This is a genomic window from Phenylobacterium sp. (assembly GCF_004799515.1).
In the GTDB taxonomy this organism is placed as follows: domain Bacteria; phylum Pseudomonadota; class Alphaproteobacteria; order Caulobacterales; family Caulobacteraceae; genus Phenylobacterium.
In genome coordinates this window covers 147,512-165,188 of sequence record NZ_SSMX01000030.1, presented here as the reverse complement: position 1 = coordinate 165,188, position 17,677 = coordinate 147,512, and the positions used below count along the sequence as shown (strand labels likewise).

At 69.8% G+C, this 17,677-nt stretch carries 17 protein-coding genes; 13 read left to right on the top strand and 4 right to left on the bottom strand.

Features of this window, described 5'->3' with window-relative positions:
• Nucleotides 1-24: 24 nt before the first annotated feature.
• The 3 genes from E8A49_RS14000 to E8A49_RS13990 are packed head-to-tail and all read right to left on the bottom strand — an operon-like array spanning nucleotide 25 to nucleotide 5,720.
• Nucleotides 25-3,153, bottom strand: coding sequence for an efflux RND transporter permease subunit (locus tag E8A49_RS14000; RefSeq protein ID WP_293382280.1), 3,129 nt, complete (start codon nucleotides 3,151-3,153; stop codon nucleotides 25-27).
• On the bottom strand, nucleotides 3,150-4,274 hold the full coding sequence (locus E8A49_RS13995) for an efflux RND transporter periplasmic adaptor subunit (RefSeq protein WP_293382277.1): 1,125 nt from the start codon (nucleotides 4,272-4,274) through the stop codon (nucleotides 3,150-3,152). The genes E8A49_RS14000 and E8A49_RS13995 overlap by 4 nt, the downstream gene beginning before the upstream one ends.
• A gap of 12 nt (nucleotides 4,275-4,286) precedes the next feature.
• Nucleotides 4,287-5,720 carry an efflux transporter outer membrane subunit gene (locus E8A49_RS13990; protein WP_293382274.1) on the bottom strand — a complete coding sequence of 478 codons (1,434 nt, stop codon included), beginning with the start codon at nucleotides 5,718-5,720 and terminating at the stop codon, nucleotides 4,287-4,289.
• Between the two features lie 273 nt (nucleotides 5,721-5,993).
• Here E8A49_RS13990 and E8A49_RS13985 point away from each other — a divergent pair, with 273 nt between their 5' ends.
• The 4 genes from E8A49_RS13985 to E8A49_RS13970 all read left to right on the top strand — a co-directional run bounded on the left by E8A49_RS13985 (nucleotide 5,994) and on the right by E8A49_RS13970 (nucleotide 9,658).
• Complete coding sequence (locus E8A49_RS13985; RefSeq protein ID WP_293382271.1) at nucleotides 5,994-6,785, top strand: TetR/AcrR family transcriptional regulator C-terminal domain-containing protein; 792 nt, start codon at nucleotides 5,994-5,996, stop codon at nucleotides 6,783-6,785.
• Nucleotides 6,786-6,859: 74 nt separating this feature from the next.
• A complete protein-coding gene (locus tag E8A49_RS13980; RefSeq protein ID WP_293382268.1) occupies nucleotides 6,860-8,551 on the top strand; it encodes a M28 family metallopeptidase in 1,692 nt (563 codons plus the stop codon).
• A 13-nt stretch (nucleotides 8,552-8,564) separates the two neighbouring features.
• Entirely contained in the window at nucleotides 8,565-8,780 is a 216-nt protein-coding gene (locus E8A49_RS13975) for a hypothetical protein (RefSeq protein WP_293382265.1), read from the top strand.
• Nucleotides 8,781-8,857: 77 nt separating this feature from the next.
• On the top strand, nucleotides 8,858-9,658 hold the full coding sequence (locus E8A49_RS13970) for a DUF72 domain-containing protein (RefSeq protein WP_293382262.1): 801 nt from the start codon (nucleotides 8,858-8,860) through the stop codon (nucleotides 9,656-9,658).
• 61 nt (nucleotides 9,659-9,719) lie between these two features.
• Here E8A49_RS13970 and E8A49_RS13965 read toward each other — a convergent pair whose 3' ends face one another.
• Nucleotides 9,720-10,472, bottom strand: coding sequence for a PEPxxWA-CTERM sorting domain-containing protein (locus tag E8A49_RS13965; protein WP_293382259.1), 753 nt, complete (start codon nucleotides 10,470-10,472; stop codon nucleotides 9,720-9,722).
• A 118-nt stretch (nucleotides 10,473-10,590) separates the two neighbouring features.
• Here E8A49_RS13965 and E8A49_RS13960 point away from each other — a divergent pair, with 118 nt between their 5' ends.
• The 9 genes from E8A49_RS13960 (at nucleotide 10,591) to yihA (ending at nucleotide 17,672) form a co-directional block, all read left to right on the top strand.
• The gene (locus E8A49_RS13960; RefSeq protein ID WP_293382256.1) at nucleotides 10,591-11,499 is read left to right on the top strand and encodes an SDR family oxidoreductase; all 909 of its coding nucleotides are present in this window, start codon (nucleotides 10,591-10,593) and stop codon (nucleotides 11,497-11,499) included.
• Nucleotides 11,500-11,603: 104 nt separating this feature from the next.
• Complete coding sequence (locus E8A49_RS13955) at nucleotides 11,604-12,227, top strand: TetR/AcrR family transcriptional regulator (protein WP_293382253.1); 624 nt, start codon at nucleotides 11,604-11,606, stop codon at nucleotides 12,225-12,227.
• Between the two features lie 3 nt (nucleotides 12,228-12,230).
• Nucleotides 12,231-13,277: an alpha/beta hydrolase gene (locus E8A49_RS13950; RefSeq protein ID WP_293382250.1), complete on the top strand. Its 1,047-nt coding sequence runs from the start codon at nucleotides 12,231-12,233 to the stop codon at nucleotides 13,275-13,277.
• Between the two features lie 8 nt (nucleotides 13,278-13,285).
• Complete coding sequence (locus E8A49_RS13945) at nucleotides 13,286-14,266, top strand: NADPH:quinone oxidoreductase family protein (protein WP_293382247.1); 981 nt, start codon at nucleotides 13,286-13,288, stop codon at nucleotides 14,264-14,266.
• Nucleotides 14,267-14,334: 68 nt separating this feature from the next.
• Nucleotides 14,335-14,598 (top strand): hypothetical protein, encoded by a 264-nt coding sequence (locus tag E8A49_RS13940; RefSeq protein WP_293382244.1) that lies wholly within the window; start codon nucleotides 14,335-14,337, stop codon nucleotides 14,596-14,598.
• 79 nt (nucleotides 14,599-14,677) lie between these two features.
• On the top strand, nucleotides 14,678-14,812 hold the full coding sequence (gene rpmH / locus E8A49_RS13935) for a 50S ribosomal protein L34 (RefSeq protein WP_111457208.1): 135 nt from the start codon (nucleotides 14,678-14,680) through the stop codon (nucleotides 14,810-14,812).
• A 25-nt stretch (nucleotides 14,813-14,837) separates the two neighbouring features.
• Nucleotides 14,838-15,218, top strand: a complete 381-nt coding sequence (gene rnpA / locus E8A49_RS13930; protein WP_293382241.1) for a ribonuclease P protein component — start codon at nucleotides 14,838-14,840, stop codon at nucleotides 15,216-15,218.
• 34 nt (nucleotides 15,219-15,252) lie between these two features.
• Entirely contained in the window at nucleotides 15,253-17,037 is a 1,785-nt protein-coding gene (gene yidC / locus E8A49_RS13925) for a membrane protein insertase YidC (RefSeq protein WP_293382238.1), read from the top strand.
• 65 nt (nucleotides 17,038-17,102) lie between these two features.
• Nucleotides 17,103-17,672, top strand: coding sequence for a ribosome biogenesis GTP-binding protein YihA/YsxC (gene yihA, locus E8A49_RS13920; protein WP_293382641.1), 570 nt, complete (start codon nucleotides 17,103-17,105; stop codon nucleotides 17,670-17,672).
• The last annotated feature ends 5 nt before the right edge of the window (nucleotides 17,673-17,677 follow it).

Sequence of the window (17,677 nt, the reverse complement as noted above, 5' to 3'; positions counted from 1 at the left end):
GCCCGTCGGCGGAAGCCTGCACCGCTAGAGGCGGTCCTCGGGGGCGGGCTGCAGCGGCGCGTGGCGCGGTGTCACCAGCTGGGCGAGCCTGGGCCGCAGCCACTGCTCGAAGTCGTCCACGAAGCGGTAGACCACCGGCACCAGCACCAGCGACAGCATGGTCGAGGTGATCAGGCCGCCGATCACCGCGACGGCCATCGGCTGGCGGAACTCGGAGCCCTTCTCCAGCGCGAACGCCGTCGGCAGCATGCCGGCCGCCATGGCCACCGTGGTCATGATGATCGGCCGCGCCCGTTCGCGGCAGGCTTCGATGATCGCGTCGTGCTGGCTCATGCCCTCGCGCTCGCGCTCGATGGCGTACTCGACCAGCAGGATCGAGTTCTTCGCCGCCAAGCCCATCAGCATCAGGAAGCCGATCAGCGAGGGGATCGACAGCGACAGGTCGAAGAGCAGGAGGCCGAAGAACGCGCCGCCGAACGATAGCGGCAGCGCGGTCAGGATGATCACCGGCTTGAAGAAGCTCCTGAACAGCAGCACGAGCACCGCGTACATCAGGAACACCGCCGCGGCGAAGGCGGTGAGGAAGCCGCCGAACAGCTCCGCCATGGCCTGCTGGTTGCCGATGGCGGCGGGCCGCACGCCGGCCGGCAGATGCTTCATGATCGGCAGGTTGTTCACCGCCTTCTGCGCCTGGCCCATCTCCACGCCGTTCAGCTCGGCCAGCACGGTCAGCTGGCGTTCGCGGTTCAGCCGGTCGATGCGCGCCGGACCCGCCTGGAAGTCGATGTCGGCGATGCTGGACAGCGTGGTCGTGCCGCCGCTGCCCGTCGGCACGCGCAGGTTGGCGATGCGCTCGACGTTGGCGCGCGCGTCGCTGGGCAGGCGCACGCGGATCGGGATCCGCCGCTCGCCCTCGTTGAACTTCGCCACATTGGCGTCGATGTCGCCGACGGTGGCCACGCGCACCAGCGTGGCGATGGTGTCGGACGAGACGCCCAGCCGCGCCGCCTCCTCGCTGCGGGGCTTGATCACGATCTGCGGCGCCTCGGGCGGCTTCGACGGGTGCGGGTCGGCGAGCTCCGGCAGCTTGCGCATCTCGACCTCGAGCTCGCGGGCCGCACGGGTCAGGTTCTCCGGATTGTCGCCGGTGAGGATCTGCTGGAAGCCGGCGTTGCCCTGGAAGTCGAGGAAGGTCAGGCGCGCGTCGGGGATGGCCCGCAATTGGTCGCGCAGGCGGTTCTTGATCGTCTCGCCGCTCGCCCGGTGGTCGGTGCGCAGCAGGATGGTCGCCGTGCCGTTGCGCAGGTCGCCGCCGCCACCGGAGCCGGAGCTGGGGCCGAAGGCGGCGCTGGCGTTGGAGCCGACCTGGATGAAGACGCCGGTGACTTCCGGCTGCTTGATGAACAGCTGGTTGATCCGTTGGGCGATGTCTTCCATGTCGCTGACCGCCGCGCCGGGCGGGCCCTGGATGTCGACATAGAGGAAGTCCGGGTCGCCGGTCGGCTGGAAGCCCTGCGGCAGCAGCGGGAACAGCATCAGCGACAGCACGAACAGCACGAAGCCCATGAAGGCGGCGATGATCCGGTGGGCCAGCGCCCACTCCAGGACATTGCGGTAAGCCCCCTTGAAGGGCTTGCGCTCGTGCGCCTTGACCGTGGGCTTCAGCATGTAGGCCGCCATCAGCGGCGTCACGAGACGCGCCACGGCCAGCGAGAACAGCACGGCCACCGAGACGGTGAGGCCGAATTCCTTGAAGAACTGGCCGGGGATGCCCGGCATGAAGCTGACCGGGGTGAACACCACCACGATGGACATGGTGGTCGCCACGACAGCCAGGCCGATGGCGTCGGCGCCTTCCATGGCGGCCTGGTAGGGACGCAGGCCCCGGGCCACGCGTTTCTCGATGTTCTCGATCTCGACGATGGCGTCATCGACCAGGATGCCGATCACCAGGGTGAGCGCCAGCAGCGTCACCATGTTGAGCGAGAAGCCCAGGAGCTTCATCACGAAGAAGGTCGGGATCAGCGAGATCGGCATGGCCACCGCGGTGATCGCCGTGGCGCGCCAGTCGCGCAGGAAGAACAGCACCACCAGGGCGGCCAGAAGCATGCCCTCGGTCAGGACGTGCTGGGTGGCGTGGAAGCCGTCGCGGGTGTTGGTCACCGAGGAGAAGATCTTGGTGACCTTCACGCCGGGGTTCTTCTTCTCCAGCTGGGCGATGGCCTTTTCAACCGCGTCCTCGGTGGCGACGTCGGAGGCCTCCTTGGTCTTGGAGACCTGGAAGCCCACCACCGGCTGGCCGTTCAGGCGCGCGAAGCCGCGCACCTCGGAGGCGCCGTCGCCCACGTCGGCCACATCCGACAGCGTCACGAACCGGCCGTTCCCCGTGGGGATGGTCATGCCGCGGATCTGGTTGATCGAGGCCGGGTTGGAATAGACCCTGAGCGTCTGCTCGCGGCCGCCGATGTTCACCCGCCCGCCGGGCGAGTCGGTGACGAAGCCGCGCAGGGCGTTGCTGACCTGGGTGCCCGTCAGGCCGCGGGCCGCCAGGCGGTCGGGGTCGATGATCACATTGATCTCGCGCGCCACCCCGCCGACGCGGTTGATCTGCGAGACGCCGTTGGCGGCCTGCAGGGTGCGCGAGACCGTGTCGTCGATGAACCACGAGACCTCGTCGTCGCTCATGTTCGGCGCGGAGACCGCGTAGGTCAGGATCGGCGCGGCGGAGTCGATCTCGATGCGCTGGACGATCGGCTCGTCGATGTCGCGCGGCAGGATGGCGCGCGCCGAGGCGATCTTGGTGCGGATCTCGTCGGTCTTCTTCTGCAGGTCCTCGCCGATCTCGAATTCCATTGAGGTCGTGGAGACGCCGTCGGTGACCACCGACTGCAGGTTCTTGATACCGCTGACGCCGGCCACCGCGTCCTCGACGGGACGGGTGATCTGGGTCTCCATCTCGCCCGGGTCGGCGCCGTTCTGGGTCACGGTGACCGCGATCACCGGCAGCTCGATGTTGGGGTACTGCTTGATGGGCAGGCCCATGTAGGAAATCAGCCCGGCCATGATCAGGCCGAGGAACAGCACCGCGACCGGAACCGGGTTGCGGATCGCCCAGGCGGAGATCGCGAAATGGCGGCCCTGCTGCTCGCTCATTTGCCGGCGGTCCGCAGCGCCGCCGGGGCCGGCGCGCCCACGGGCGCGTTGGCGTCGGCGGTCTTCACCAGGTCCCCGTCGAGCAGGAAGGCCGCGGCGTTCTGGACGATGCGCGATCCGGCCGGCGGGCCCTTGACCAGCTGCACATAGCCGCCGCCCCGCTGGCCGGTCTGCACCGGATAGTGCTTCACCCTGTTGTCGGGCCCCACCACCATCACGCTGGCGCCGTCGGCGTCATAGCGCACCGCCGTTTCCGGCGCGGCCAGGGCGTTGCCGGACACCTCGTTGAACACCGCCCGGCCATAGCCGCCGGCGCGGATGTCGCGGCTGACCGGCAGGTGCACGCGCACCACGCCCAGTTTGCTGGTGTTGTCGATCTGCGGGCTGACCAGGCGCACGACGCCCTGCACGGTCACGCCGCTCGGCAGGGTGACCGTGGCGTGCTGGCCGGGGCGGATCTTGGCCAGGTCGTCCTCGGAGAGCTGGGCGGCGAGCTCGACCTCGCTGTCGCGGGCCAGCCGGAACCAGGGCGTGGTTCCCGCCGCCGCCGACATGTCGCCGGGCCTGACGGTGCGTTCCAGCACCAGGCCCGCGACCGGAGCGGTCACCGACAGCTTGCCGATGCGGGTGCGCAGGTCCTTCAGCGCCGCGGCCTGGGCCGCCGCCGTCGCCAGGGCGGCCTTGGCCTGGAAGCGCCGCTGGTCGATCTGCTCCTGGGAGAGCACCCCGGCGTTGTCGAGGTCCTTCACCCGGTCGGCCTGGTCCGTGGCCTGCTGGGCCTGCACCTGCGCCTGGGCGGCCACCGCCTCGGCCTGGGCGAGCTGGGCCTGGATCAGGGCGGGGTCGAGGGTGACCAGGGTCTGGCCCTGTTTCACCGTGTCGCCCACGTCGACCAGCACCTTGGAGACGCGGTAGCCGGTGACCTCCGGCAGGACGGCGGCCTCCTCGCGCGGGACGAGGTCCCCGGAGGCGGCCAGGGCCCCGGTGATCGGCACGCTGGCCAGCGTCACCACGCGCACCGCGCGGGCGTTCTGCGCCTCGGTCGACTTGGGCGCGGGCTTATGGCAGCCGGCCAGAACCAGCGCCGCCATCAGCGGCAGGACAGGAAGAAAGCGTCTCATGCGGGTCACGTCTCAGCGGGCCTGCTTGTCGGAGGGAAAGCGCTCTGCGGGCCAGCCGCCGCCGAGCGCTTTGTAGACCTGGACCGTGCGCCGGGCGGCCTGCACCTGGGCGGCGGTCAATTGCGAGCGGGTGCTGCGCCACGACTGCTCGGCGCTCAGCGCCGTCTGCAGGTCGTTGAGCCCCCGGTCATAGCCGAGCTTGGTGGCCTTGTAGCCGCGCTCGGCGCGCGCCTCGCCATCGGTCAGCAGGGCCACGCGCTTGCGGTCGGCGTCGAGCCGCACCAGCGCGCCCTCGGAATCGGTGAAGGCGGTCTGAAGGGTCTTCTCGTAGGCGTCGACCGCCTGCTCGGTGCGGGCGTTCTGCGCCCGCAGTTCGGCCAGCAGCTTGGGGATGGACAGCACCGGCTGGGTCACCGCGAGGCCGCTGACGATGCTCTGGATCGTCACGGAGAAGCCGGGCTGCGTCTGCTGCGCCCAGCCGAGGCCCGGCTTGTAGCTGAAGGTGGGCAGCAGCGAGAGCGCGTCGATCTGGCCCTGGCCGTAGGCCGAGGTGATCCGCGCGGCCGCCTCGCGCACGTCGGGGCGACGCTTCAGGAGCTCGCTGGGCAGGCTCTCCGGCACCGGCGGCAGGGCGCCGATGCTGGCGTCGACGGCCAGGTTGGCGGTCGGCTCGATGGTGCGCCCGGCCAGGATCAGGATGGTGCGGCGCTGGGCCTGCAGCTCGGCCTCCAGCCCCGCGGCCTGGGCGTCGGCCTGGGCGAGGTCGCCGGCCACGCGGTCGGCGTCGGAGGTGGCCGCCAGGCCCGCCTGCGCCCGCTTGGTCGCCGAATCGTAGAGATTGCGCTCGATCCGCGCGCTCTCCCGGGCGTCCTCGAGCTGGATCGCCAGACCCCGGGCCTGGAAGTAGGCGTCGGCCACATTGGCCGCCAACGTCGCGCGGGTGCCCTCGTAGTCGAAGCGCGCCGCGGCCAGGTCGCCGCCGACCGCGTTGCGCGCGGCCAGGAACTTGAAGATGTCCAGTTCCCAGCTGACGTTGAAATTGGCCGCGTTCGCCTGGGTCACGCCGCTGGTCGAGAAGCCGGGGAAGTCGAAGACCGTGCCGGCCAGCTGGATGTCCTTGGTGCGCGTCGCCGAGGCGGTGATGTCGCCCTGCGGCGCGAACTGCACCAGGTCCTCGGTGCGGTCGGCGCGGGCCTCGGTCAGCTTGGCCGCCGCGGTCCTGGCGTCTGGATTGTGCGCCAGCGCCTGTTCGATCAGGCCGGTCAGCTCCGGGTCGTTGAACGCCAGCCACCAGCGGTCGAGGTCGATGGATCCGGCCGGCGCGCGGCTGGCCCCATTGACCTCGACGGTCTCGAAGGCGGGCGGCAGGCTCTTGTCGGCCGGGCGCACGTGCGCGCAGGCGCCGAGCGCCAGACAGGCCAGTAGGGCGGGTGCGGCGTAACGCATGGAAGACGATGTCTGGGACCGTGGCGAGGGCGCGGAAGCGCGGACGGAGCGGCTGCTGCCCCTAGTCGCCGCCCGTCCTGCCCTTGGATGCAGCGGCGCGAAACGGACGTCTAGCGACATGAACACACAAGCCCAGTGATGGCGACGCCCAGAGGAAATTCCGACCCCGAATCCGCCCCAGCCGCGAACGCTTCTTGCCGAGCGTCTCGCGGGCGCTTCTCTGAGCTAAACTCCGTATGTTGTAAAGTGTTATTCGCCGTGTAGTTTGGTCGCATGGCGGCAGAGTTTTCAGGCGGCGGCGACCAGGCGCGCAGCATTGCGCTGCTGTGGGGCGTGGACAGCCGCACGCCCGACGGCCGCCCCGTCACCGGCAAGCGGGGGCCGAAGCCGCGGCACTCCGTGGAGGCCGTCGTGCAGGCCGCCGTCGCGCTCGCCGACGCCGAGGGCCTGGCCGCGCTTTCCATGCGGCGGGTGGCCGAGGTGCTGCAACTCTCGCCCATGTCGCTCTACACCTATGTGCCGTCCAAGGCCGAGCTGATGGACCTGATGCTCGACCACGTGGCCGGCGAGATCGCCGAGCCGGATCCCGCCGACGGCGACTGGCGCGCCCAGATCACCCATCTCTCGCGCCAGCGCTGGGCCATGTCGCAGCGCCATCCCTGGCTGACCCACGTGGGGATGCACCGCCCGCCCCTCGGCCCCAATGTGCTGGCCAAGGCCGAGGCGACCCTGCGCGCCATCGACGGCCTGGGCCTGACCGAGACCGAGATGGATCAGATCACCTCGCTGGTGGCCGACTATGTGCGCGGCGCCATCCGCGCGGCCCTCGACGCCCGCGAGGTGGAGCGCGAGAGCGGCATCACCGACGAGCAGTGGTGGTCGCAGTCGACGCCGCTGCTGGCCGGGCTGATGGACCCCGACCGCTACCCGACCATGGTGCGGATCGGCGAGGCCTATAAGTCGGGCGCCATGCCCCCGCCGGACCACGAGCGGAACTTCGAATTCGGCCTGCAGCGGGTGCTGGACGGCATCGACGCCTTCATCGCCGGGCGCCGGAAGCCCTAGCTGCGAGGGGTGCTGGCGGGATCGTCCCTGCACGGCTAGGGTCGCGGCCAGCTTTCCCCTGAACCGAGAGATCGATGAAAAAGCTTCTCCTGGGCGCCGCCGCCGTTTGCGCCCTTGCCACTGTCGCCCTTACCTCGGTGACATGGGCCGCCTCGCCCAGCGATTCGAAGTTCGACCCCAAGCTGCTGTCCGAGCACATCAAGGTGCTGGCCTCCGACGCCTTCGAGGGCCGCGGACCTGCGACGCCGGGCGAGGTCAAGTCGGTCGCCTACATCACCCAGCAGTTCAAGGCCGTGGGCCTGCAGCCCGGCGGCGACAAGACCGGGTCCGGCCGAGCCTGGACCCAGGCTGTGCCGCTGGCCGAGTTCGACATCAAGGGCCCCGTCGCCTTCACCGTGAAGACCGCCGGCGCCACGGAGAGCTGGAAGCAGGGCGAGCAGATCGCCATCCGCGCCCCGGAGACCGGCGTCAGCCACATCGACATCAAGGACGCTCCGGTCGTCTTCGTGGGCTACGGCGTCAAGGCGCCGGAGCGCAACTGGGACGACTTCAAGGGCGTCGACCTGCACGGCAAGCTGGCCCTCGTCCTGGTCAACGACCCGGACTACGAGACGGCCCCCGAATGCAAAACGCCTTGCGACTTCGGCGGCAAGGCCATGACCTACTACGGCCGCTGGACCTACAAGTACGAAGAGGCCGCGCGGCAGGGCGCGCTGGGCTTCATCGTCATCCACGAGACCGGCCCGGCCAGCTATGGCTGGAACACCGTCAAGAACTCCAACACCAACGCGGTCTTCGACATCATCCGCAAGGACCCGTCCAAGGCGCATGCGCCCATCGAGGCCTGGGTCCAGCGCGACCAAACCATCGACCTCTTCAAGAAGGCGGGCCTCGACTTCGAGGCTCTGAAGAAGCAGGCCCAGACCCGCGACTTCCGCCCGGTGACCCTGAAGGGCGTGACCTTCTCCACCGCCTTCGACGTCGAGGCCAAGCACGTCATTTCGCACAACGTCGTGGGCGTGCTGCCGGGGACCAAGCACCCGAACGAGCGGATCATCTACACCGCCCACTGGGACCACCTGGGCGTGGGCCTGCCCGACGCGCGCGGCGACCGGATCTACAACGGCGCCGTCGACAACGCCTCCGGCGTCTCCAGCCTGATCGAGTTGGCCCGGGCCTTCGCCAAGTCGCCGCGCACCGACCGCACCGTCCAGTTCATGGCGGTGACGGCGGAGGAAAAAGGCCTGCTGGGCTCTGAGTACTACGCCACCACCCCGCTCTATCCGCTGGCCACCACGGTCGCCAACATCAACACCGACGGCGCGGCGGTGAACGGCCCTGCCAAGGACGTCAGCGTCTCCGGCGACGGCGGCCTCACCCTGCAGGACGACCTGATCAAGGTCGCCAAGCAGCACGGCCGCTACTTCACCCCCGACGCCCGGCCCGAGGCCGGCGGCTTCTTCCGCTCCGACCATTTCTCCTTCGCCAAGCAGGGCGTGCCGGCGATCAGCTTCCACTCCGGCCAGGACCTGGTGAAGGGCGGGACCGCCGCCGGCAAGGCCGCCGCCGAGGCCTACACCCGCGACAAGTACCACCAGCCCGCCGACGAATGGGATCCGAACTGGGACCTGACCGGCATGGCCCAGGACCTGTCGATCCTCTACGACCTCGGCACGGACCTGGCGAACTCCCGCGAGTGGCCGACCTGGAAAGCCGGCTCGGAGTTCAAGGCCGCCCGCGACAAGACCGCGGCCGAACGGAAATAACCGCGGCGGCGTCATGAGCGCGCTGACCGCCTTCGGCCTCTTCGCCGTCACGGCGATGCTGGTCTGCTACGCGATGGAGCGCCGCGGTCCCGGGTGGATCGCGGGCTTCGCCGTCGCCTGCTGGCTGGGGTCGGCCTACGGGTTCCTGCAGGGCGCCTGGCCGTTCGGCCTCGTCGAGGCGATCTGGGGGTTCGTGGCGCTTCGCCGCTGGCTGGTGGCGCGGAACTGACCTCGCCGACGGAACATCTTGAGAACAACCACCCACCCCGTTAGGGTGCGCCCCTCGCGCGGGAGGACCTCATGACCATGTCCGGCAAACTCCGCTTCGGTATCGGCGGCTGGACCTTCGAGCCGTGGCGCGGGGTCTTTTATCCGGAGGGCCTGCGCCAGGCTGACGAGCTCGGCTACGCCGCCTCCAAGCTCACCGCCATCGAGATCAACGGCACCTACTATTCCAGCTTCAAGCCCGACAGCTGGGCCAAATGGCGCGAAGCCACGCCGGAAGGCTTCAAGTTCGCAGTCAAGGCGTCCCGGTTCTGCACCAACCGCAAGCTCCTGGCCGAGGGCGGCGAGAGCGTTGCGAAGTTCCTGAACCAGGGCCTCTCCGAGCTCGGCGACCGCCTGGGCCCAATCCTCTGGCAGTTCGCGCCGACCAAGAAATTCGACGCGGCCGACTTCGAGGGCTTCCTCAAGCTGCTGCCGGACAAGCAGGACGGCTTGCCGCTGGCCCATGTGCTGGAGGTGCGCCACGCGAGCTTCTGCGACCCGGCCTTCATCGCGCTCGCCCGCAAGCACGGCGCCACCGTCTGCCTGGCCGACCACTTCACCTATCCGATGATCGCCGACGTCACCGGCGACCTGGTCTACGCCCGCCTGCAGACCGGCAGCGACGACGAGCCCACCGCCTACAAGCCCAAGGACCTCGACGCCTGGGTCGAGCGGCTGAAGGCCTACGCCGCGGGCGGGGCGCCCAGCGACCTGGCCATGGCCGACGCCGCCCATCCCGCGCCGGTGAAGCCCCGCGACGTCTACGCCTTCGTCATCCACGAGGGCAAAGTCCGCGCGCCCGCCGCCGCCATGGCGATGATCGAGCGGGCCAAAGCCTAGCCCCGAAAAGCAAACGGCGCCCCGAAGGGCGCCGCCGCTTGGCGCGCTGCGTCCGCCGCCCTCAGGCAAAGGCGGCCGTCGCACGGCGTCTACGTAACGCCGCCCCCATCGCGCCGAAGCCCATGATCATGATCGTCCAGGTCGCCGGCTCCGGGACGCCGCCCGGGACCGCGAAGGCGAAGGCCTGGTTGTCGCTGCCCTTGGAGATGATCGTCTCCATGCCGCCGATGGGCAGATAGCCCGCCGCGCCCGGGTTGGTGATCGCCGCCTCCGCCACGAACTGGGCGGTGAGCGCGTCGATGCCGCCGTTGTGCGAGGCGACGGTGTAGCCGGGATTCTCCACCTCCCAGATGGCGCCTTGGATCGCCGCCAGGTCCGCCGCATTGCCGTTCATGTTGGTCTCGAGGCTCGAGGCCAGGGTGAGCAGCTTGTCGATCTCGGTGAGCGTCCCGCCGGAGAGCGTGGTCCCCAGGTGCTGGCCGTCGGTGTCGCGGGTGGTGCCCAGCGGCGAGGTCTCGTAGTTCAGGTTCAGCCCGCCCAGGCCGATGTCGTCGAACAGGTCGACGCAGAAGGCGGTGATAGTCGCGGGCTTGCCGCCCTGGGTGACCTGGAAGGTGATCGGACCCTCATAGACGTCGAGGCCGCCGCCGGTGAACGGCGAGGCCGGCCCGGTGATCTGGGCAGTGTAGTTGGTGTTCATGCTGTCGCTGACCAGGGTCAGGTCCCCGGCCTGCGCCGCGCCTGCCAGGCCCATCGCCGCGCCGAGCGCCGCCGCGGCCAGGGCGCCGCCGATCTTCGTACCAATCCGAAACACTGAACTACTCCCACTGGGTGACTGGCCCTCCCGGTTGCAAGCGCCGGACCGGCCGGCTTGACCGACCCCGCGTCAGGGGTCTTGGCTGACCGCGTCACACCGCCGCAGGAGCCCTTAGATGGCCGAACTTTCCATGGACGACCTGATGTTCCGCCCCGGCCTGATGAAGGGTCAGCGCATCCTGATCACCGGCGGCGGCACGGGCCTGGGCAAGGTGATGGCCGAGGCCTGCCTGATGCTCGGCGCGGAGGTCTATATCTGCGGCCGGCGTGGCGGGGTGGTCGAGGCGGCCGCCAAGGACCTCACTGACGCCCACGGTGGAAAATGCGTGGGCCTGGCCTGCGACATCCGCGTGCCCGAGGCGATCGGCGAGATGATCGAGACCATCTGGGCCGACGGCGGGGCGCTGACCGGCCTGGTCAACAACGCCGCCGGCAACTTCATCAGCCGCACCGAGGACCTCTCGCCCCGCGGCTTCGACGCCATCGCCAACATCGTCTTCCGCGGCTCGTTCTTCGTGACGCTGGAGTGCGGCAAGCGTTGGCTGGAGACTGGCCAGCACGCCTCGGTGGTCTCGATCCTGACCACCTGGGTCTGGAACGGCGGGCCGTTCACCGTGCCCTCGGCGATGTCCAAGGCGGGGCTGAACGTCATGACCCAGTCGCTGGCCGTGGAGTGGGGCAACCGGGGCATCCGCTTCAACGCCATCGCGCCCGGACCCTTCCCGACCGAGGGCATGAACGCGCGCCTGACCCCCGGCAGCGACGGCCGCGGCCACGACGGCGCCGACCCGACGATCCCGCTCAACCGCAACGGCGAGATGCGCGAACTCGGCAATCTCGCGGTCTACCTGCTCGATCCCGGCTCGGCCTATGTGAACGGCCAGACCATCGCCATCGACGGCGGCTCGCACCTGCGCGGCGGCGGCTTCTCGCGCCTGGCCGAGTGGGGCGACGCCGAGTGGGCGGCCGCCCGCGACTCCATCCGCTCGGCCAACGAGAAGGACCGCGCGCAGCGGACGGTCTGATTTCCTTTCCCGCTTGATGGGTAAGGAAGTGACGCAGGTTTGATTTAAACGCCGGGAACCCTACAGTGACACCCGTCACTTTTTGAGTCTGTCCGAAGAGCGTTATGTCCCAGGTCGCCTTTCTCAATCCCGGCAAGCGTGAGCAGACCAAGGTCGCCAACCGCCAGGCGATCCTCGACGCCGCGCGCGAGGTGTTCGGCGAGCTGGGCTATGAGACGGCCACCGTGCGCGACATCATCCGCCGCACGGGCCTCGCGGCCGGCACCTTCTACAACTACTACCGGTCCAAGGAGGAGGTGTTCGCCGCCCTCGCCGACGACGGCGCCAAGCGCTTCGCCCCGATCCTGAAGAGCCTGCGCGGCAAGGGCTATTCCTTCGAGGACTTCGTCCACCGCGCGATCAGCGCCTATTTCAACTTCATCGCCGACGAGCACCACAACTGGGTCTCCGGCCGCCCGGCCGGCGAGCCGCAGCCGCACGTGCGCGGCGAGACTCCGGAGATGGCGGCGGTGTTCGCCGAGATTCGCGACGCGCTGGCCGAGGACATCGCCGAGCGCAAAGGGCCCTTCGCCGATCCGGACTACATGGCTGCCGCCTGCATCGCCATCGCCCGCGACGTCGGCGACAAGATGTTGGAGCGCCGCCCGGTGGACACCGCCGGCGCCACCGAGTTCGCTGTCACCATGATCCTGGGCGGGCTGAAGGGCCTGCCCAAGGCCTCGGGCTAGCCCATGCCGACCCCCGCCACCCAGCGCATGGTGTTCCGCAAGCTGCTCAGCTTGCCGACCCCGATGCTGCGGCTGATGGCGGGCGGCGGCGTGATCTACCAGGGCGGCCGCACCCTGGACCCGCGGCTGCAGTACCTGGCCGCCCAGGCGCGCCATGGCCCGCCGATGACCACCCTGTCGCCGGACGCCGCCCGGCGCGCCAACACCGCGGCCCTGGCCATGATGACCGGCGACCCAGAGCCGGACGTCCACATCGAGGCCCTGGCGATCCCGGGCCCTGACGGCGCGATCCCCGCCCGCCTCTACCGCCCGCCGGTGCAGGACGCCGAGGCCCCCCTGATGGTCTTCGCCCACTTCGGCGGGGGCGTGATCGGCGACCTCGACACCTGCCACGCCTTCTGCTCGATCCTGGCCAAGACCACCCGCGGGCCGGTGCTGTCGGTGGACTATCGCCTGGCGCCCGAGCACCGCTTCCCGGCCGGGCTTGAGGACGTCCTGGCCGCCTACCGCTGGGGCCGCGACAACGCCGAGCGGTTCGGCGCGCCCCTGGCCCAGGCGGCGATCGGCGGCGATTCCATGGGCGGCAACTTCGCCGCGGTGATCTGCCAGGAGCTCAAGCGCCTGGGCGAGCCGCAGCCGGCCCTGCAGCTCCTGATCTACCCTTGCGTCGAGGTGGCCTGCGACAGCGCGTCCATGACCACCTACGCCGAGGCCTTTCCGCTGACGCGGGCGATGATGGAATGGTTCATGGGCCACTACATGGGTCCCGCGGACAGCCCGGCCGATCCGCGCTTATCGCCGATCCGCGCCGAGGACCTCTCGGGTCTCGCGCCCGCCGTGATCGTCACAGCCGGCTTCGACCCCCTGCTCGACCAGGGCGAGGCCTATGCGCGGCGGCTGAAGGAGGCGGGGGCGCCGGTCATCTACCGCTGCTACGACGCCCTGGCGCACGGCTTCACCGCCTTCACCGGCGCGGTGCCGGGCGCCGACATCGCCTGCCGCGAGGTGGCGGGCCTGGTGCGCGAGGGCTTCGAAGGGCGCATCGCTTAAGGAGCCCCATGCGCGCCCTCGTCGTCGAACAGCTCGCCCCGGACTACGCCGGCTGCGTGGTGAAGGAGATCCCGACCCCCGCGCCTGGGCCAGGCGAGGTGCTGATCCGCGTCCGCGCCGCGGCGGTGAACTTCCCCGACCTGATGCAGACGCGGGGCGAGCACCAGCACAAGCCGCCCGTCCCCTTCGTCCCCGGCATGGAGCTGGCCGGCGAGGTCGAGGCGGTGGGCGAGGGCGTCACCGACTTCGCGCCGGACGATCCGGTCTGCGGCGGCGGGCGCGGCGGGATGGCCGAGTACGCCGTGCTGCCGGCCTCGGGCCTGCGCCGCAAGCCCGAGACCCTGAGCTTCAGCCAGGCGGCGGGCTATGCGGTGGCCTACCTCACGGCCTACGTCGCCTTCGAACGCTGCGCGCGCCTGCAGGCCGGCGAGTGGGTGCTGGCGCACGGCGCGGCCGGCGGCGTGGGCCTGGCCGCTGTCGACCTGGCCCAGATCATGGGCGCCAAGGTCATCGCCGCCTCGGCCTCCGACCACAAGCTGGCGGTGATCTCCGACGAATACGCCCCGGACGCCACGGTCAACGTCACCGCGGGCTTCCGCGAGCGGGTGAAGGAGATCACCGGCGGCCGCGGCGCGGACGTGATCTACGATCCGGTCGGCGGCGACGTTTTCGACGAGAGCCTGCGCTGCATCGCCTTCGGCGGCCGAATCCTCTCTATCGGCTTCACCTCTGGCCGCCTGCCGGTGCTGCCGGTCAATATCGCCCTCATCAAGGGCTTCAGCGTCATCGGCGTGCGCGCCGGCGAATACGGGCGGCAGTTCCCCGAAAAAGGCCGCGAGAACCATTCGGCGATCTGGAAACTGGCCGACGAGGGCAAGGTGCGCCCGCGCGTCGACGCCGAATATGCGCTCAGCGACTGGCGCGCGGCTTTCGATTCCCTGGCCAACCGCAAGGTGATCGGCAAGACGGTGGTGCGCCCGGACCTCTAGCCGCGCGGCGCCGGTTGACCTCCGGGCCGCATCGGCCTCCAGATTCAAGGGCAAGAGGAGTGACCGCGATGCGTTCTCAAGATCCGGCGGCCCTGGCGATCCTCACCATGTTCGCGGCCGGCTCGACCATCGTCGTGGTGGATGCGCCCAGCGCCATGCGCATCGGCTGCCCCGCCCTTCACGCCGCCTCGTCCGCCATCACCTGCGCCGGGTTCGCGGCGAAACAGATCCCCGGAGGCTGGGTGGTCTACGGCCCGAATGGCGCCGGCGGCATGGCCTATGTCCAGGTTTCGCGCTCCGGCGTGGTCACGAACCTGCACACCACGCCCTGAGGGACGGCGCCGCGTGGTTGACACCACCTCCGCCTTCCACTATCCACCGCCGCTCGATTTTCGACCCCGGAGCCTCCCCGTGAAGCGGACCTTTCAACCGTCGCGTCTCGTTCGCGCCCGCCGCCACGGCTTCCGCCTGCGCATGTCGACGAAGAACGGCCAGAAGGTTCTGGCCCGCCGCCGCGCCAAGGGCCGCAAGCGCCTGAGCGCTTAATAGCCGGCTGCGGTATGGTGTCGGTGTGTCCGACGCCTTCTTCAAAATTGAACGCCTCAAGAAGCGCCCGGATTTCCTGGCTTGCGCCAAAGGCCCTCACTGCGCCCGCGGCGTGGTGCTGGTGCAGGCGCGCGCGCGGCCCGAGTCCGTACGGGACGCCCTGCCCCTGGTCCGAGCCGGCTTCACCGCCACCAAGCGGATCGGCGGGGCCGTGGAGCGCAACCGCGCCAAGCGGCGCCTGCGCGAAGCCGCGCGCCTCTTGCTTCCGGGCTTGGCGTCCCCAGGTTTCGACTATGTTTTCGTCGCCCGCGGCGGTGTGACGTCCCGCCCCTGGGCGCGTTTGCTTGACGATATGAAAAGCGCGCTGATAAGGCTCGCCGCCGATCGCGACCGCCCTGCGACGTAAGGGCCCCCTCCTCCAAACGGACCGCGCCCGCTCCATGAATGACGACTCCAGCCGCAACACGATCATCTTCATGGTCTGCGCGCTCGTGCTGTTCATCGTCTATCAGATGTTCGTGCTCGACCCGGCGCAGAAGCGGCGCGCCGCACAGCTGAGGGCCCACCCGCCCGCCGCGGCCGCGCAGACCCTGTCCGGCGCGCCCGGGCTGAACGCCCCGGTCGCCGTCACCCGCGCCGCGGCCCTGGCCGCGAGCCCGCGGGTCCCGGTGGCGACGCCGGCGCTGAAGGGCTCGATCTCGCTCCGCGGCGGCCGCCTCGACGACCTCTTCCTCACCCAGTACGCCCAGACGGTCGAGAAAGGCTCGCCGCCGGTGGAGATGCTGCGCCCCGAAGGCGCGCCCTTCCCGTGGTTCGTCGATTTCGGCTGGGTGGGCCAGAACGTGCCGGGCCTGCCGGGGCCGCTCACCCAATGGACCCTGGCGCAGGGCTCGACGCTCGCCCCCGGCCAACCCATCGTGCTGACCTACGCGAACGGCGCCGGCCTGACCTTCACCCGCAAGGTCGAGGTGGACGACCACTTCATGTTCACCCTCACCGACACGGTGGCCAACACCGGCGCGGGCGCGGTGACGCTTGCCCCCTACGGCTCGGTGCAGCGCCAGGGCGTGCCGCCTGACCCCGGCAAGTCCAGCGTCGTCCACCAGGGCTCCATCGGCTTCCTCGACGGGCGCGTGCGGGCCTTCACCTACAAGGACCTCGCCAAGGACGGCGCGCCGCCGCAGGAGTTCAACTCCTCGGCCGCCTGGACCGGCATCACCGACAGGTACTGGCTGGCCGCCCTGATCCCCAGCGCCGGCGAGGCGGTGCACGCGGTCTACCGCGACGCCAAGGCCGGCAAGCTCGACGTCTACGAGGCCAACTACACCGGCGCCGCCCGCACCATCGCGCCCGGCCGCCAGGTCACCGCGATCCAGCACGTCTTCGCCGGCGCCAAGAGCGTGCCGATCCTGCGCGGCTATGAGCAGAGCCTCGGCATCGCCCACTTCGACGACGCCATCGACTGGGGGATGTTCTGGTTCCTGACCCGGCCGATCTTCCTGTTCCTGACCTTCATCTACCAGCACGTCGGCACCTTCGGTGTCGCCATCCTGCTGCTCACCGTCTGCGTGCGGCTGGCCTTCTTCCCGATCGCCAACAAGCAGTACGAGTCGATGACCAAGATGAAGAAGGTCCAGCCGATGATGGAGGACCTGCGCAAGCGCTATAAGGACGACCCGGCCAAGCAGCAGCAGGAGATCATGGCGCTCTACCAGCGGGAGAAGGTCAATCCGCTGGCCGGCTGCCTGCCGATCGCGCTGCAGATCCCGGTGTTCTATTCGCTCTACAAGGTGCTCAACATCTCCATCGAGATGCGCCACGCACCCTTCCTGTGGTTCCGGGACCTGTCGGCCCGCGATCCGACCACCATTTGGAACCTGTTCGGCCTGATCCCCTGGAACCCCGCGCACGCGCCGCTGATCGGCACCCTGCTCGACACCAGCCTGCACCTGGGCATCCTGCCGCTCTGCTATGGCTTCACCATGTGGCTGACGACCTCGATGTCGCCGCAGACCGGGATCGATCCGGCCCAGCAGCGCATCTTCCAGCTGATGCCGCTGTTCTTCATGTTCATCATGGCGCCGTTCGCCCTGGGCCTCCTGATCTACTGGACCTGGTCCAACGTGCTGACCACGCTGCAGCAGTACGTGATGATGCGCCGCTTCAAGGTGGACAACCCCATCGACCGCACCATCGCGCGGCTGACCGGCAAGGCGCCCAGTTGACCGAGGTCTTCACCCCTGAGGACCTGGAGGCCGCCCGCGTCCTCTTCGCCCACGAGGTGACCTTCATGATGGGGGCCGTGAATATCGACGGCCTGCCGCCCTCAGACCTGCCGGAGGTGGCCTTCGCCGGCCGCTCCAACGTGGGCAAATCGACGCTGATCAACGCGGTGGCCGGCCGCCTGCACCTGGCGCGCGCCTCCAATGAACCTGGCCGCACCCGCGAGGTGAACTTCTTCCTGGCCGACGAGAAGCTCAGGCTGGTCGACCTGCCGGGCTACGGCTTCGCCCGCGCCGGGCGCAAGGACGTGCGCAAGTTCCAGAACCTCGGCCGCGACTACCTGCGCGGCCGCCCGAACCTGAAGCGGGCTTACCTCCTGATCGACGCCCGCCATGGGCTGAAGGACGTGGACAAGGAGGCCCTCGACGCCTTCGACCTGGCCGCGGTCTCCTACCAGATCGTGCTGACCAAGGCCGACAAGCTGAAGCCCGCCGAGGTCGCCGAGGTCACCGCCAGGACGCTGGCCGCCATCGCCAAGCGCCCCGCCGCCTTCCCGCGCGTGCTCGCCACCTCCTCGGAAACCGGCGCCGGCATCCCCGACCTGCGCGCCGAGATCGTCGCCGCCTGCGCGGTCTGAGGCGA